11 protein-coding genes, 1 pseudogene and 1 riboswitch are annotated in these 15,811 nt (G+C 73.1%); of the genes and pseudogenes, 3 read left to right on the top strand and 9 right to left on the bottom strand.

The genetic code is table 11. The annotated features are described in order from the left end of the window. The first annotated feature begins 5 nt into the window (after window positions 1–5). Window positions 6–1,118 carry a CapA family protein gene (locus ACFUJR_RS22415; RefSeq protein WP_383163372.1) on the top strand — a complete coding sequence of 371 codons (1,113 nt, stop codon included), beginning with the start codon at window positions 6–8 and terminating at the stop codon, window positions 1,116–1,118. 57 nt (window positions 1,119–1,175) lie between these two features. Beyond that, the gene (locus ACFUJR_RS22410) at window positions 1,176–2,453 is read left to right on the top strand and encodes a phosphoribosyltransferase family protein (protein ID WP_383163374.1); all 1,278 of its coding nucleotides are present in this window, start codon (window positions 1,176–1,178) and stop codon (window positions 2,451–2,453) included. Between the two features lie 8 nt (window positions 2,454–2,461). Here the strand turns inward: ACFUJR_RS22410 and ACFUJR_RS22405 are convergent, their stop codons facing one another. From ACFUJR_RS22405 to ACFUJR_RS22390, 4 genes are all read right to left on the bottom strand, one after another. After that, a complete protein-coding gene (locus ACFUJR_RS22405; protein WP_383163376.1) occupies window positions 2,462–3,328 on the bottom strand; it encodes a transglycosylase SLT domain-containing protein in 867 nt (288 codons plus the stop codon). A gap of 4 nt (window positions 3,329–3,332) precedes the next feature. Next, window positions 3,333–3,518: riboswitch (cyclic di-AMP (ydaO/yuaA leader) on the bottom strand. Window positions 3,519–3,803: 285 nt separating this feature from the next. After that, entirely contained in the window at window positions 3,804–5,828 is a 2,025-nt protein-coding gene (locus tag ACFUJR_RS22400; protein ID WP_383163378.1) for a phosphocholine-specific phospholipase C, read from the bottom strand. Between the two features lie 183 nt (window positions 5,829–6,011). Beyond that, window positions 6,012–7,655 carry a SpoIIE family protein phosphatase gene (locus ACFUJR_RS22395; protein WP_383163380.1) on the bottom strand — a complete coding sequence of 548 codons (1,644 nt, stop codon included), beginning with the start codon at window positions 7,653–7,655 and terminating at the stop codon, window positions 6,012–6,014. An 11-nt stretch (window positions 7,656–7,666) separates the two neighbouring features. Next, on the bottom strand, window positions 7,667–7,921 hold the full coding sequence (locus ACFUJR_RS22390) for a LapA family protein (RefSeq protein WP_383163381.1): 255 nt from the start codon (window positions 7,919–7,921) through the stop codon (window positions 7,667–7,669). A gap of 164 nt (window positions 7,922–8,085) precedes the next feature. On the opposite strand from ACFUJR_RS22390, the gene ACFUJR_RS22385 reads away from it, so the two are divergent. Next, on the top strand, window positions 8,086–10,308 hold the full coding sequence (locus ACFUJR_RS22385; protein ID WP_383163383.1) for a PAS domain-containing protein: 2,223 nt from the start codon (window positions 8,086–8,088) through the stop codon (window positions 10,306–10,308). A gap of 68 nt (window positions 10,309–10,376) precedes the next feature. Here ACFUJR_RS22385 and ACFUJR_RS22380 read toward each other — a convergent pair whose 3' ends face one another. The 5 genes and pseudogenes from ACFUJR_RS22380 to ACFUJR_RS22360 form a co-directional block, all read right to left on the bottom strand. Then, window positions 10,377–11,144: a GntR family transcriptional regulator gene (locus ACFUJR_RS22380; RefSeq protein WP_383163472.1), complete on the bottom strand. Its 768-nt coding sequence runs from the start codon at window positions 11,142–11,144 to the stop codon at window positions 10,377–10,379. A gap of 147 nt (window positions 11,145–11,291) precedes the next feature. Continuing rightward, complete coding sequence (locus ACFUJR_RS22375) at window positions 11,292–12,719, bottom strand: FAD-dependent oxidoreductase (protein ID WP_383163385.1); 1,428 nt, start codon at window positions 12,717–12,719, stop codon at window positions 11,292–11,294. Window positions 12,720–12,827: 108 nt separating this feature from the next. After that, window positions 12,828–13,970, bottom strand: a complete 1,143-nt coding sequence (locus ACFUJR_RS22370) for a PP2C family protein-serine/threonine phosphatase (RefSeq protein ID WP_383163387.1) — start codon at window positions 13,968–13,970, stop codon at window positions 12,828–12,830. A gap of 396 nt (window positions 13,971–14,366) precedes the next feature. Beyond that, complete coding sequence (locus ACFUJR_RS22365; protein ID WP_383163389.1) at window positions 14,367–15,275, bottom strand: NAD-dependent epimerase/dehydratase family protein; 909 nt, start codon at window positions 15,273–15,275, stop codon at window positions 14,367–14,369. After that, a pseudogene (locus tag ACFUJR_RS22360) lies at window positions 15,272–15,811 on the bottom strand (cytochrome P450); the annotation flags it as partial. The pseudogene ACFUJR_RS22360 and the gene ACFUJR_RS22365, both read right to left, overlap by 4 nt.

The raw sequence follows: 15,811 nt of genomic DNA, 5'->3' as shown, positions 1-15,811 counted from the left end.
GGTCTATGGGCGGTGACCTGGTCGGACTCTTCCTCTGCGGCGACGTGATGCTCGGCCGCGGGGTGGACCAGATCCTTCCCCACCCCGGCGACCCCGCTCTTCACGAGCGGTACGTGCATGATGCACGGTCCTATGTGGCGCTCGCCGAGGCGGTCAACGGACCCATACCGTACCGCGTGGACTACACCTATCCCTGGGGCGCCGCGCTCGACGTCCTGGACGCCGCGGCACCCGACGTCCGTGTCACGAATCTGGAGACGACGGTCACCACGAGCGACGACTTCGCCCCCGGCAAGGCGGTCCACTACCGCATGCACCCCGAGAACCTGCCGAGCCTGACCGCCGCCCGCCCCGACGTCTGCGTCCTCGCCAACAACCACGTCCTGGACCACGGCCACCAAGGGCTGAAGGACACCCTCGACGCCCTGGCGAAGCACGGCGTGTCCACGGTGGGAGCGGGCGAGGACGCCGAGGAGGCGACACGGCCCGTGGTCGTCCCCCTGCCCGGGGGAGGACGGTTCGTCGCGTACGCCCTGGGCATGGCCTCCAGCGGCATTCCGCGGGACTGGGCCGCCACCGCGCGCCGCGGCGGCGTCCACTTCGCCTCGGGGCCCACCCATACCGCCGCCACCGGCCTCCTCACACGGATCCGGGACACCCGGCGCCCCGGCGACATCGTCATGGTCTCGATCCACTGGGGTGCGAACTGGGGGTACGCGCTGTCCCGCGCCGACGTCGAGTACGCGCACGAGCTGGTCGACGCGGGTGTGGACGTGGTGCACGGCCACTCCTCGCACCACCCCCGCCCCCTGGAGGTCCACCGAGGCAAGCTGGTCCTCCACGGCTGCGGCGACCTGATCAACGACTACGAGGGCATCACGGGATACGAGCAGTACCGCGACGACCTGCGTCTCCTCTACCTCGTCTCGCTGAGACCCGAAGACGGCCGACTCCAGGAGGTACGCATGATTCCCCTGCGGGCCCGCCGCCTGCGGCTGGAGCACGCCCCCCGCCGCGACGCGCGCTGGCTCCACGACGTACTGGGCCGGACCAGCCGGCCCCACGGAACGCGGGTCGACCTCGACGAGGACGGAACCCTCGTCGCACGCCCCGCCTGACGGCGGCGGCGCGCACCCGCCCGCGCACACGCTCCGGACCAGGGAGACGAGCGGGACATGTACTTCACCGATCGCACGGACGCAGGACGGCAGCTCGCCGCACGCCTGGATCATCTCAAGGGCCACGACGTCGTGGTCCTGGGGCTTCCCCGCGGCGGGGTGCCGGTCGCCGAACAGGTCGCCGACGCACTCGGCGCGCCCTTGGACGTCTGTCTGGTACGCAAACTGGGGGTGCCGTTCCAGCCGGAGCTGGCCATGGGCGCCATCGGCGAGGGCGGAGTCAGGGTCCTCAACGACCATGTCCTGGCGGAGACCCGTGTCTCCGGCGGCGACCTGGCCGCCGTCGAGTCACGCGAGCGCGCCGTCCTCGCCAAGCGGGCCCGGCGCTACCGGGGTGACCGCCCACCGGCCCGGCTCGACGGCCGGACGGCCGTGGTCGTCGACGACGGACTGGCGACGGGCGCCACGGCGGTCGCCGCCTGCCGGGTCGTCCGTGCCCAGGGGGCCGCGCGTATCGTCCTCGCGGTGCCCGTCGCGCCGAGCGACTGGCCCGAGCGGATCGGCCGGGAGGCGGACGAGACCGTCAGCGTCCACGAACCGGCGTCCTTCTACGCGATCGGCCAGTTCTACGAGGACTTCTCCCAGACTCCGGACGAGGACGTCGTCGCCTGTCTGGAGCGCCACCACTCCGGCCACGGGGCGGACGCCCGGGACCCTGAGGTGCGCATCCCGGCCGGGGAGGTGCGGCTCGCGGGCCATCTGGTGGTGCCCGACGGCGCTCCGGGGATCGTGCTGTTCGCCCACGGCAGCGGCAGCAGCCGGCACAGCCCCCGCAACCGGGCCGTCGCGGAGAGCCTGAACCGCGCTGGTCTCGGGACGCTGCTGTTCGACCTGCTCACCGAGGAGGAGGCGGACGACCGCGGCAATGTGTTCGACACGGAGCTGCTGGCCGGCCGGCTGGCCCGGGCCGCGCACTGGCTGGTGGGCCGGCCGGGCCTCGACGGGCTGCGGATCGGCTACTTCGGCGCCAGCACCGGCGCCGCGGCCGCTCTCTGGGCCGCGGCCGACCCGCTCTCCGACGTGGCCGCCGTCGTCTCACGCGGCGGGCGCCCGGACCTCGCCGGGACGCGCCTCGCGCAGGTGCGCGCTCCGACGCTGCTGATCGTGGGGGGCCGCGACCCGCTCGTACAGGAGCTGAACGAGGCGGCCCAGGCGCGGCTCACCTGTGAGAACCGGCTCGTCGTCGTCGCCGGCGCCGGGCACCTCTTCGAGGAGCCCGGCACGCTGGAAGAGGTCGGCGGACTCGCCTCGAGCTGGTTCGCCGACCACTTCTAGGACGTCTGTCAGTACGGTCCGTTGACGTTGTCGATGGAGCCGTAGCGGTCCGCGGCGTAGTTGCAGGCGGCGGTGATGTTGGCGACCGGGTCGAACAGGTCCATGGACGTACCGGGCACGTGGTAGGCCAGGAAGGTCGGCTCGATCACCTGCAGGAGACCCTTGGACGGGGTGCCCTTGGCGGCGTTGGAGTCCCAGAGGTTGATGGCCTGGGGGTTGCCGGAGGACTCGCGCATGATGTTGCGGTGGATCCCCTCGTACGAACCGGGGATGCCGTACTTCTGGAGGACGTCGAGCGACTCGCGGATCCAGCCGTCGAGGTCGTTGGTGTAGCTCTTGGCGGCGGCCGGCGCGGCCTTTGCCGGGGCGGCCTTGGTCACGGTCTTGGTCGCGGCGGCGCCGGGAGCGGCGCTGCGCTGCTGCGAGCGGTCGGCGCGGTCCGTGCTCGTCGTACGGGCCGGGGACTTCTGCTGCTTCGTCGCGGCCGCGGGCTTCCCGCTCAGCCTGAGTTCCAGTCCCGGATGAATAAGTGACGGATTGTCACCGACGGCCTTGCGATTGGCCTTGTACAGGGCCTTCCAGCCGCCTCGAACACTCTGTTCGTGCGCGATCACGGAAAGGGAGTCGCCGCGGACGACGGTATAGATCTTGGCGGTGGAATTCCCGGCGGCGGGAATCGATTCCGCGATCTTCGCCGGGCTGCTGAAGACGGTCTTCTCGATGGGTGCGACCGCGGGTGCGGCGTTCGGCGCCGCGTGCGCGGCGGCGGTGGCCACGAGGGGGAGCGCCAATGCGGCTCCACCTGTGCTCGCGAGGGCGATACCGCGGCTGAGGGGCCGTCGCCTGGGGCGCCGGTGCTTACCGTGAGCGGACATGCAGGATTCCTCTCCGGCGCCTGCGGGGTGAGCTGTCGGGTTCGGGCTGGAGCTGCCCGGCCGCACGCGTGCGGCTTCACCCCAAGCCGCTCCGGAAAACCGGGCCGGCGAAAAAACTGGGTCCCCCGCTCCTGCCGACGGGTGAATGGCTGGTCTTTCGGACGGTGGCAGGATTCGGCGATCCGTCCGGGTCGAGGTGACCGTAGGCGAGGAATGTCGGACGGAACAAGGTGGGGCATGGAAGCGAAATCAAGAGGAAATTGAGAAATGCCTTGCCGGCGATCACGACCGCGCCGAACTGCCTTGGGGCGTAAGGGGAAGGGGGTCTCCCGTGGAGGTTGCCTCCCTCGCGCGTGATTCATGTCACCTGGGCAGTCAAAACGGTCATACGGGCAAATTCGACCGAGTTATGAAAAGGGGCGCAAGAGCATGAAAATGCCCTTGTGCCCCTTTTGGTGGGAAGTGTTGGCCTACGTCAGCCCGTGACGCTGGGGGCGCCGGTCTCGATGTGCCCGGTGTAACGGCGCGACCAGGTGCCGTCGACGTCGGCCGTGAGCGTGAAGTCGTACCAGCCGTCGCTGTACGCCACCGCGTTGAAGAAGTCCTCGCGCGAGGAGTTCGCCGGGACCGTGTACGTCCACGGCCCGTCCGTGCGGTAGGCGTTGGAGCGGATCGTGAAGGTCACGGGGCCGGCGGAGGTGTTGGTCATCCTGAGGTAGAGCGCCGTCTTCCCGGTCCCCGGCTCGGTCGCGAACCGCGCCGCCACCTCGATCGCCTTGCCCGCCTTCGACGCGTCCCCGATGAAGCGCCGCAGGAAGCGGTTGGGGCCGATCATCGAGATGTCGTACTTGCCCGACCCGGACCCGAGCCCGATGTTGAAGTAGTCCGTGGAGGTCGCGCCCGGGTCCACGGTGTACTGCCAGGCCGCGGTGTCCCGGTGCTGGTGCGGGTGGATCGTGAAGTGAGCGGCCCGCCTCGCCTCCGCGCCCTGGTTCGTCATCGAGAACCAGGCGAGGATCTTGCCCGCCGCACCGAACTCGAACCGGTCGAGGTTCCCGTTGACCTGGTACGGCACGGCGCGCGCCGGACGGGTGCCGGCCTCCTGCGCGGGCAGGGCGTTGTCCTGCGGTACCGGGTTCGGCAGGCGGCCGCAGGTGGACTGCCCGATGACCTCGGCGGTGGAGGGGAGGCCCGTGGGAACTCCGTACACCGGGCGGGCGAAGTCGAAGACGCCCGTCAGGTCGCCGGTGACCTTCCGCCGCCAGGCGCTGATGTTCGGGCAGGCGGCCGGGGTGCCGAGGGCGGCCGTCCAGGTCTCCATGAAGCGCAGGACCGAGGTGTGGTCGAAGACCTCGGAGCTGACCCAGCCGCCACGCGTCCAGGGCGACATGACGAGCATCGGGACGCGGAAGCCCAGGCCGATCGGCACGCCGTCGATGTACTCGCCCGGAGTTCCGGGCGGGGCGACCGGCGGCGGCACGTGGTCGAAGAACCCGTCGTTCTCGTCGTAGTTGAGGAACAGCACGGTCGAGTCGAAGACCTCGGGGTTCGCCGCCAGCGCGCGGTAGACCAGGTCGACGAAGTGCGCGCCGTCGCCCGGCGGGGCGTAGGGGTGCTCGGAGAAGGCTTCGCTCGCCACCACCCAGGAGACCTGCGGAAGCGTCCCGGCGACCGCGTCGGCGCGGATCGCGGCGGCGATGTCGTCCGGGGTGGAGCCCGTGACCTTCGGCACGGAGCCCATGCCGCGGTCGTACAGCGGGTCTCCGGGCCGCGCGTCGGCGAACCTCTCGAAGTAGGCGAGGCCGTTGTCTCCGTAGTTGTCCTGGGCGTTCTGGTAGACCTTCCAGCTCACACCGGCTCGCTGGAGCGCCTCGGCGTACGTCTCCCAGGTGAGCCCGGACTCCTCGCCGCCGTCCTTGCTGGAGGCGTCGATCCTGCCGCTCCAGAGGGAGGTACGGTTCGGCCCCGTGGCGCTGAGCGCCGAGCAGAAGTACGCGTCGCAGACCGTGTAGTTGTCGGCGAGGGCGTAGTGGAACGGGATGTCGCCGCGGTCGAGGTAGCCGAGGGTCCGGGTGTTGCCGACACCCGTGACCCAGTTGTCCATCCGGCCTCTGTTCCACGCCGCGTGCTGCGAGGTCCAGCTGTGCGGCAGGTCCCCGTTGCACTGTGCCAGGGTCTCCCCGTCGACACCGCCCGCCGGCGGGGTGGCGCTCAGCTTCCACGGGTACTGGCGGCCGCCCCAGTTGGGCTGGTTGAACATTCCCCAGCCGCCCGGGATGTTTCCCGCCGCCCGGTCGGCGAAGCCGCGGACGCCGCGGAGGCTGCCGAAGTAGTGGTCGAAGCTGCGGTTCTCCTGCATGAGGATCACGACGTGCTTCACGTCGGTGATGGTGCCGGTCGCGGCCGTCGCGGCGGCCGACGCCGTGCCGGCGGGCAGCGTCGCACCCGCCACGAGCCCTGCCCCGATTCCGACGAATCCCCTGCGGCTGATGGGAGTCATGCCCCGCCTCTCGTGTCACCGCGTGCCCCCTTGGCACACGGTGGACAGGATGAGGGAGGTGCGCTTAAAGGTATACATCCGTGCGGTAATTCTTTGGTGAACTTGAGAAGGGCGGCGATTCGTGGAGATTTGATTGGTCCTAGAAGGAACCAATGCGTCGGGTGACGTCGCAAGGACGGCCGCCTACGGGAGGGCGCCGGTGCCGTCCCGGCGCAGCATCAGCAGCGCCGCGTCGTCCTCCGCGTGCGGTCCGCCCGCGAGCGAGCCGAGGAGGTGGTCGGCCAGCTCCTCCAGGTCGGGCGGTCCGTCGGAGAGGGCGGCGGCGAGCCGCGAGAGCCCGAGATCGAAGTCCTCACCCGGCTTCTCGACCAGCCCGTCGGAGTAGAGCAGCAAGGTCTCGCCCGGCGCCAGCCGGGCCGTCGTGTACGGATACGAGGCGAGCCCCCACGCGGAGGGGAGACCCAGCGGCGGGCCGCCCGCGAGGCGCAGGCATTCGACGGTGCCGTCGGCGTGGCGGACCAGCGGCGGCGGATGGCCCGCGTTCGCCGCGTGCACCTCTCCCGTGGCGAGCGCGACCCGCAGATAGGCGCAGGTCGCGAAGCGGTCGGCGTCCAGGTCCGCGAGGAACGCCGACGCCTTCCTCAGGACGCTGTCGCACCCGTGGCCCTCCGCCGCGTACGCGGTCATGGCGACGCGCACCTGCCCCATGAGCGCCGCGGCCTCGATGTCGTGCCCCTGCACGTCACCGATCGCGAGCCCCAGACCGCCGTCGGGCAGCATCACGGCGTCGTACCAGTCACCGCCGACCCGAACCCCCTGCCGGGCCGTCCGGTAGCGCACCGCGATCCGGCCCCCGGGCGTCGCCGGGATCCGGCGCGGCAGCATGGCGTTCTGCAGGCCGGCGGCGATCTCCCGTGACCGGTCGAGCGCCAGCACGCGGTGAACCGCCCGGGCGACCGCCTTCGCCCAGGCCGTCATCAGGGTGTGGTCCGCGACGGTGAAGACGGACCGGTCGTCGTAGAACATGCCCAGGGCGCCGAGGGGGTGCCCGTCGTCGACCAGCGGCAGGAACGCCGCGGCCGTGGCCTCGAAGCCGTGCCGATGGCGGGCCAGTCGCGGATAGCGGTCCAGGAAGGCGTGGACCGAGGTGAAGAAGAGCGGACTGCTCGTACGTACGACGTCGTTCAACGGCCAGGAGTCCGTGAGCCGCGACTTGCGCGGGAACTCGGCCGCATCCGGGGCGAGGACGGTGCGGACCAGCTGAAGGCGCCCCTGCTCCAGCACCCCGAGCGACATCGCCTTCGCGCCGAGCGGGCGCAGACCGACCTCGTCGCCGAGGACGGCGGAGACCTCGCGCACGCTCATGGCCCGGGCCAGCGCGAGCGCCCCCTCACCCAGGGCGCGCAGCGGATCCTGGGCCTCATCGCCCGGCAGCCGCAACGCGGAGTGAGCCAGTTCCGGCGTGGCGTCCCCGACCACCCCCACGACCCGGATGCCGCCCCGGGGCTCCCTTACGACGCTGCCCCGGGCGTGCGTCCAGCGGCTGTGCCCGTCCCGGAGCAGCACGCGGAAGCACGCGCTGAACGTGTCGCGCCGGCCGGCCAGGAGATCCGCCGAGAGGCCGGAGAGCAGCGCCCAGTCCTCTGGCCGGATCCGCGGGCGCAGAACGCCGGCGCGGCCGGTGAACTCTGCCGGGAGCAGATCGAACACCGCCCCGGCGACGGCGTCCAGGGCCAGGCGCCCGGTGGCCGGATCCCACGCGAAACAGCCCACGCCGTTCGCCGTGAGGGCCTCGCCGGGTTCCAGCCTCGGACCCCTGTCGCCCATACGGGTGCCGGTCAGCGTCGGGCGCGCCGACGGGCGACGAACAGGCCGAGGACGACCCCCACGAGCAGAGTGACCGTGAGGACGATCCAGAGCGGCAGCGTGACCTCCGGGACCCACAGGCGGATCGTGACCGAGCCGGTGTTCACGGCGATGAACCAGACGGCGAGCGCCGCGAGGGCCAGGAAGCCGATGGTGCGCAGCCGCATGTCCCGGCCTTTGACGGTCACGGTCGGGGGCCGATGGGGCGCTGATTCCTTACGGGCCATACAGCCCATTATCGTACGATTCGGTCAGGCGTGCTGGCTGTCGTGGGCCCGTCGCGGCCAGGATGCCCCGGTCCGCGCCGAGGGTTAGGCTGCCTCGACGAGCGCAGAAGTCCGCCGACGGATGCATGCCGGCAGACGCCGGTCGACGCCGAGTGCGAGGCACGATGGCAGAACGTGCGGAACGAGCGGGGGAGGAAGCCTTCGAGGGGCGGAAAGGCCCCGAGGGGCGTGAGGCCATCGCCGTCTTCGACGAGACCGGCGTGGTCGTCGTCTGGGCCCCCGCCGCCGAACGCCTCCTCGGCGTCGACCGCGCCGGCATCCTGGGCCGCCCCGTGACCGAACTCCTCACGCGCATCGACGTCGAGAGGCTGACCGAGGGCGTCACGGTCGGGCCCGTGGGGGAGGGCGATCCTCCCGGCCGCTGGGGTCTGTGGCCCGCCGGTCCGCTCCCCGGGGGAATCCGCTCCGGAGTCCTCGACGCCGTCTTCACCCAGTCGCCGGTCGGCCTGCACGTGCTCGACACCGATCTGCGCGTCCTCCATATCAACTCGGCGGCCGCCGGAGCGCGTGGGATCTCCGCGCGGGAGATCGTCGGCCGGCCGTTCTCCGAGGTCTACTCCCGCTTCGGCGCCGGACTGCTGGAGGGAGCCCTCCGCGAGGTGCTGGCCTCGGGTACGCCCCTCTTCGACCGGCGGGTCACGGGCTACCCCCCTGACGATCCCGCGCGCGAGCACATCTTCTCCGTCTCCGTCTTCCGGCTGGAGGACGACCTCGGCCGCCCCCTCGGCCTCGTCGCCTCCTCGGTCGACGTCACCTCGCGCGAGCGGGCACACGGCCGCCTGGCCGTGCTGCACCGCGTCCACGCGCGGATGGGGCTCCGCCTGGACGCCGTGCAGTGCGCCCGGGAACTCGTCCGGGCCGTCGTGCCCACCGTCGCCGACGTCGCCACCGTCGCCCTCACCGCCTCGGAGCTGCACGGCTTCGACACGGACGCGACCTCGTCGGTCGACACCACGCCGCGCTGCGTGGCCGCGTGGCCCCCCGAGGCCGGCGACGTGGCGGAAGCGGGCGTCGCTCTGGACTTGCCCGACGGTGGCGTGCGCGGATCCGCCCCGTACGTCGAGGAGTCGGACACGGCCGGTCCCACCCTTGTCGTGCCCCTCACCGTGCGCGGCGTCCTGCTCGGTGTCGCCCGCTTCTCCCGCCCGCGCAGGCCCGACCCCTTCGAGGACGACGATCTGCGCCTCGCGGCGGACCTCGCCGCCCACACCGCCGTCTGTGTCGACAACGCCCGGCGCTACGAACACGACCACGCGGTGGCGCTCGCCCTGAAGGGGAACCTCGTCCGGCCCGGCCGCACCGGCCGGAGCGCGATGGAGACCGCACACCGCTACCTCCCCACAGGCCTCGGCACCGGCGCCTGGCTCGACGTCATCCCGCTGTCCGGCAACCGCGTCGCCCTGGCCATCGGTCATATCGCGGGCGTCGGCCCGGACGCCATGGCCGCCATGGTCCAACTCAGGGCGGTCGTGAAGGTGTTGTCCACCCTCGACCTCGACCCGCACGACCTGCTCGCACGACTGGACGACACCACCCGCCGTCTCGGCAAGGAACGAGTGACCGCCGGTACGGGCGGGCCGCTGACGGCCCAGTGCGTGTACGCCGTGCACGATCCGGTCAAGGAGACCTGCGTGATCGCCCGCGCCGGCAACCAGACCGTCCTCGCCGGCCACCCCGACGGAAGCTGGCGGAGCGACCTCCTGGAGGAGACCTCCGCGCTCGGCGGGGAGGGGCCGCCGTTCGCCGCCGACGAGATCCCGGCGCCACCCGGCAGCACCCTCGTCCTGCTGTCCGGCCGGGCCGACTCCGACGACCCGGAGCTGGCCGCGCTGCGCGCGCGGCTGGCCGACGCGGTCCCACCCCGTACGCTCAGCGCCTCGGACCTCCACGACCTCCCCCTCGACCAGGCGGCCGTCCTCGTCGCCCGTACCCGGGCCCTCGACGCGGCCGACATCGCCTGCTGGGAGATCCCCCCGGCACTGACCGCCGTCTCCGACGCCCGGCACAGGGCCGTCCGCCTGATCGAGGAGTGGGGCCTGACGGAGACGGCCTTCGCCGTCGAACTCATCGTCAGCGAGCTCGTGACCAACGCGATCCGGCACGGCGTCCCACCGATCCGGCTCCGGATCGTCCGCAACCCCGCGGATCACACCGTGACCTGTGAGGTCTCCGACGCGGGAACCGCCGCCCCGCACCTGCGCCGAGCCCGGGCGGCCGACGAGGGCGGACGCGGCATCTTCATCTCCGGGGAGCTGTCGGACCGCTGGGGCGTGCGCTGGTCGGACGAGGGCAAGACGGTCTGGACCGAGACCTCGTACATGCCCTGAGCCCCGCCGGACCGGTCGCGGCCGGACGTCCTCGCCGCGATCGCCCGCGACCGGACCCCCCGCCCCGATCAGCGTCCGTCGCCCGGCCTGCCGACCGCCGTGACGGCCCGAGCCCGACGGCCGGTCCCGGCCCGCGCGCCCGGGGCGCCGTCGCCCCGCGCGTCCCGGTCGGCGTCGTCCCGCGCCCACAGCGAGCGCACATGGCTGAGATGGCGGACCATGCACTCCTCCGCGCCCTTCGCGTCCTCCGCCAGCATCAGGTCGAGCAGCTCCAGGTGCTCCTCGGCGGACGGCAGCAGCTCACCGCGCTCGTCCAGCGCCGTCAGCCCGTAGAGCCGGGAACGCTTGCGCAGGTCGCCGACCGTCTCCACCAGGCGCGCGTTGCCCGACAGGCCGAGCAGGGTGAGATGGAAACGGCGGTCCGACTCCAGATAGCCGATGAGGTCATGGGCACGAGCCGCCGCCACGATCTCCTCGGCGATCGGACGGAGCGCCCGCAGCTCCTCGCGGTCCGCCGTGAGCGTCACCCGGCCCACGGTCGGCACCTCGATCAGCAGACGGATGTCCGTGTACTGGTCGAGGTCGCGCTCGTCGACCTCCGTGACGCGGAAGCCCTTGTTGCGTACCGGTTCGACCAGGCCCTCACGGGCGAGGTCGAGCATCGCCTCGCGCACCGGCGTCGCGGAGATGCCGAAGTCCTCGGCCAGGCCCGGGGCCGAGTACACCGCGCCCGGTTTCAGCTCGCCGGAGATCAGCGCCGCCCGCAGAGCGTGAGCCACCTGGTCGCGCAGCCGCTCCCTCGTGGTGATCAGCCGGCTCTGCTTCAGATGCCCCATGTGCCGTTCTCCGATGTCCATGTGACGCGCCGCCCGGCAGCCGGGCGTGACGCCGCGTCCTCGTACGATTTCACACCGGGAAGCGTCTCGGGAACGGGTCGTCGGGGTCGGGGAAGGCGTCCGGTCCGGCGGGGACGGACACGACGGTCAGGGCCGGCCTTCTCGCTCCGGAAGCTCCAGGGGTCCGGTCGCCGGCCCCTGCAGCACGTGGCCGTCGGACGCCGCGAAGCGGGAGCCGTGGCAGGGGCACTCCCAGGTGTCCTCCAGCTCGTTGAAGCCGAGTTCGCAGCCCATGTGGGTACAGCGCGGGGGACGGGCGACGAGGTAGTGGCGGGCCACCGAGGCCTGCGCCCTGACGACATCGGGGTACTCCCTCAGCGGCAGTGTGCGGCGCGGGTCGAACAGCTCGGTCCAGTCCGGACGCGGCCCCCCGGTGACATGGGCGGCGAGCAGCCGGCCCGCCATCACCCCGTTGCTCATCCCCCAGCCGCCGAACCCCGTGGCCACGAAGACGTGCTGCGTGTCAGGGTGCTCGTGGCCGACGTACGGGAGGTGGTCCACCGACCGTACGTCCTGCGCGGCCCACCGGTACACCGCCCGCGCCTCGCCGAACCCCGGGAAGATCCGGCGCGCCCAGCCCGTGAGCCGTTCGAGACGCTCGCCGGTGTGACCCGTACCTGGCTCGAAGGCCTCGCCGGTGACGATCAGCAGCCGGTGGCCGTCGTCGTACGGCGCGGTGCGCACCGAGCGGGTGCGGTCCTCCGGCGTGAGATACATGCCGTGCGGAGCCTGGGCCGTCGGCACCGGGGCCGCCACCACGATCTCGCGCCGCACCGTCAGCCTCGTCAGCAGCGAGCTGTGCACGGTCAGCGGGAAATGGGTCGCGACGACGACGTCCCGCGCGTGGACCGTGTGACCGGCCTCGGTCGTGATCCGGCAGTCCGCGTGCTCCCGCAGTCCGGTGACCCGTGTGTGCTCGTGGACCCTGCCGCCGCGGGCGACGAGATCCTCCGCGAGACCGAGCAGGAAACGGCGGGGGTGGAAGAGGAACTGGTCGTCGAGGCGTACCGCAGCGGCCACCGGGAAGGGCAGTTCGGTCTCCGTCACGTACGCCGTGTCCAGACCCGCCTCCAGGGCGGCGGCCGCCTCGGAGCGGATCTCGTCGGCCCGCCGGGCGTCGGTGACGTACGTGTAGGCGGGGGCCCGCTCCAGCTCGGCGTCGACGCCCGTCTCCTCGCAGAGGCGGACGACGTGCTCCAGGGCCTCCTGCTGGGCGCGGGCGTACCGGGCGGCGGCGAGGATGCCGTGGGTGTCGCGGATCCGGGCATAGGTGAGGCCGTGCAGGGCGGTCAGCTTCCCCGTGGTGTGGCCGGTGACGCCGCCGCCGACGCGGTCGGCCTCCAGGAGCACGACCTCGCGCCCGGCGCGGACGAGTTCGTGCGCGGTGCAGACGCCCGCGATGCCGCCGCCGACGACGACGACGTCGGCCGTGAGGTCCTCGGCGAGGGCCGGACGGTCGGGACGGGCGGTGCCACGCATCCAGTACGACATGCCGAAACTCGCGTCCGCCGGCATCACGCGCTCCTTCGGGCCGGGGCGGGGACCGTCGGCCCGCGTCTGCCCGCCAGGCGCCGGATCACGCGCGGCCTGGAGCTGCGGCCGGGGGCTACGACTACGACCAGGCTACGGCGTCGGGGCGAGGCGCTCGACCGCGACGAGCGCCGCGTCGTCGCCGAGATGGCCGCCCGCGTACGAGCGGAGGTCGTCCCGCAGGCGGCCGAGCAGAGTCGGCGGGTCGTCCCCGACCCAGGCCGCGAGCCGCTCCGCCAGGGGGTAGAAGGCGCGCGAGTGGTCGCGGGCCTCGACGACCCCGTCGGTGTAGAGCAGGAGCACGTCGCCGACGTCGAAGGGGAAGGTCTCCACGGTGACGTCGGGGGAGCACACGTCCGCGAGCCCCAGGGGCGGGCTCGCGTCGGGGGTGTCGAGCGAGACGACCCGCCCCTGCCGCAACAGCAGTGGCGGCGGGTGCCCGCAGTTCACGAGGCGTAGCACCGGCTCCCGATCGGGGACGTCGAGGACCAGCGCGGTGACGAAGGCCTCGTCGGCGTCGTCGGCAGGCTCGTCGGCACCGGACCCAGGCTCCACCACGGCCGTCGGCTCCTCCGCCGATCGAACGCTCGCCTCCAGATGCCCGATCAGTGCGGGCAGCTCCGTCTCCCGCCGGGCCGTGACCCGGAACGCGCCCAGGACGAGCGAGGCCTCGCTGATCGCGTCGAGCCCCTTGCCCCGGGCGTCCCCGATCAGCAGCCGCGTGCCCGTGGGCGTCCGGGCGGCCGCGTAGAGGTCGCCGCCCATCTGCGCCTCCTCCTCGGCCGCGAGGTAGACGGACGCGATGTGGAGGGGGCCGGCGCGGTGGGGCAGCGGGCGCAGGACCACGCTCTGCGCGGCCTGGGCGATCGAGCGCAGCCGCGACACCCGGATCTCGTCGCGTTCGCGCAGGTAGGCGAAGAAGGTGACGATGACCGAGATCAGGATCAGTGCCACGATCTGGTACGTGTGATTGAGGTCCGTCAGGCTCGTCCGCACGATCGCCACCACCGCCTGCGCGAGGATCGCGACAGCGCCCACGAACGCCGTCATGCGCGGCCCCGCGAACGAGGCCGTCACGGCCGGCGCGGCGATCAGGAACGGTCCCAGATGGACCTCGGGCGGAGCCAGGATGTCCACCACGGTGACGACCGCGATCAGTGCGAACGACGCCGTGAGCAGCAGCCGGCCGCCGCGCCGGGAGAGGCGGGGTGTGGCGTCGCGCCGACGGGCATCCATGTGAAAGGCATACCTCAGGCGATGGGGCATGTCCTGTTGCGGAGGCTCCCGGAGCGGCGGGCGGTGTGCGACGGGCCGTCGGAGCGCGGCCGGCCAAGACGCGTCCGGCCGGAACGCTCGGCCCGGCCGCGGCCGTGCGCGCCGTGCGCCACGAGTCGGACCCGCCCCCGCCCGCCCGACGCCCGCCCGCCCGACGCCCGCCCGCCCGACGCCCGTCACCGGCCCGGTCGGTCGGCTCGGCCGACTCGGCCCGGTGGGTCGGCTCGGCCCGGTCGGTCAGGCCCGGCCCGGTCGGTCAGGCCCGGCCCGGTCGGTCAGGCTCGGCCCGGTGGGTCGGCTCGGCCAGCTCGGCCCGGTGGGTCGGCTCGGCCCGGTGGGTCGGCTCGGCTCGGTCGGTCAGGCCCGGCGCACCGTCGCGTAGTCGCCGAGGGTGCGGACGGCCCGCCAGCCTTGGCCCTCCGCCTTGGAGACGTCCAGGACGACCCGGTGCGCGAGCTGATCCACGGCATACCGGGTCAACAGCGGCTCGACGTCCGGACGAAGGCGCGCCACGGCCTCGGCCGCCGTCGCCGCTCCGCGGGCCAGCGGCAGAGGCAGGTGATGGATCCGGGCGCGTACGCCATGGGCCCGCAGGACCGTCCCGATCGCCTCGTCGCGGCGGTACGGCACGGGGTCGGCGATGTTGTACGCGCCCGGGTGCCAGTCGCCGGCGCTCAGGGACGCGTCGGCCAGGTTCTCGACGGCCGTCAGGCTCAGGACCACGTCGGGACCGGGCAGCAGGACCCGGCCGCCCCGCACCCGTGCGAGGAGGCGTGGCACGAGGTGCGGGTCGCCGGGGCCGTAGACCGCGCGCGGACGGAGGACCACCGCCCCGGCGGCCAGGGCGAGGGCCTCGCCCGCCGCCTTCGTCCGGCCGTAGGCGTTCAGTTGCCCGCGCACGGGATGGTCCTCGGTGATCCGGTCCCGGCCCGGGCCCGGCTCGTACACGCTGGCACTGCTCACCCAGACCACCGGGCGTCCCGCTGCCGCTTCCATGAGCCGGGCTGTGCCGTCGACGTTCACGGCCCGCATCGTCGCCTCGGCCGGCGTACCGGGCACGGGGTCGCCGACCGCCGCCGCGCAGTGCACGACGAGGTCCGCCCCGCCGAGGTCCGGCGGCCCGGCCTCGGCGTCCCACGGGACGTGCCGGCCGACCGGCCCGGGCCGGCGCCCCACGCAGAGGACGTCGGCACCCCGCTCGGAGGCAAGGGTGGCGACATGGGAGCCGCAGAAGCCGCTCGCTCCGGTGACGGCGATCGTGATCATGCGGGGTTCTCCGTGAGGGCGCGGGCGGCGGTGGTCGCGCGGACGGTCAGCCGACGCCAGCCGGGCAGGGCGGCGCGCCGGTCCACACGGGCGTCGACGACGGTCGGACGGTACGGGGCGAGGGCGGCAAGGACGTCGTCGAGCTGCGCCAGGGCGAGCCGTGCGCCGGGACAGGCGTGCGGACCGGCACCGAAGACGAGCCGCGCGACGGCGGGCGGGGCGGGCCGGAGCGCGTCCGGCGGTTCGCGGTCGGCTCCCACGGCATGCCGCGCCACCAGCACGAGCCGGTCCCCGGCCTTCACCGGGCACCCGTCGAGCACGGCGTCGGCGGCCGCCACGCGCGGCAGCAGCGGGGACGGCGCGGTGACGCGCAGCAACTCCTCGACGAGCGAGGGCCGCAGCAGGTCGTCGGCCGCCTGCTCCCACAGACCGCCGTCGGAACACCAGGCGACCGCGCGCGGCACCGCGGCGACGGTGGTGTTGACGGCCGCGACGGCGATCATGGCGCGCAGCGCGTGCGGTGTCGTCGCTTCCCC

Origin of the sequence: Streptomyces sp. NPDC057271 (assembly GCF_042668715.1) — a bacterium.
In the GTDB taxonomy this organism is placed as follows: Bacteria; Actinomycetota; Actinomycetes; order Streptomycetales; family Streptomycetaceae; genus Streptomyces.
Note: the sequence above shows the minus strand (reverse complement) of the source record. Positions and strands in the feature narration are given on the sequence as shown.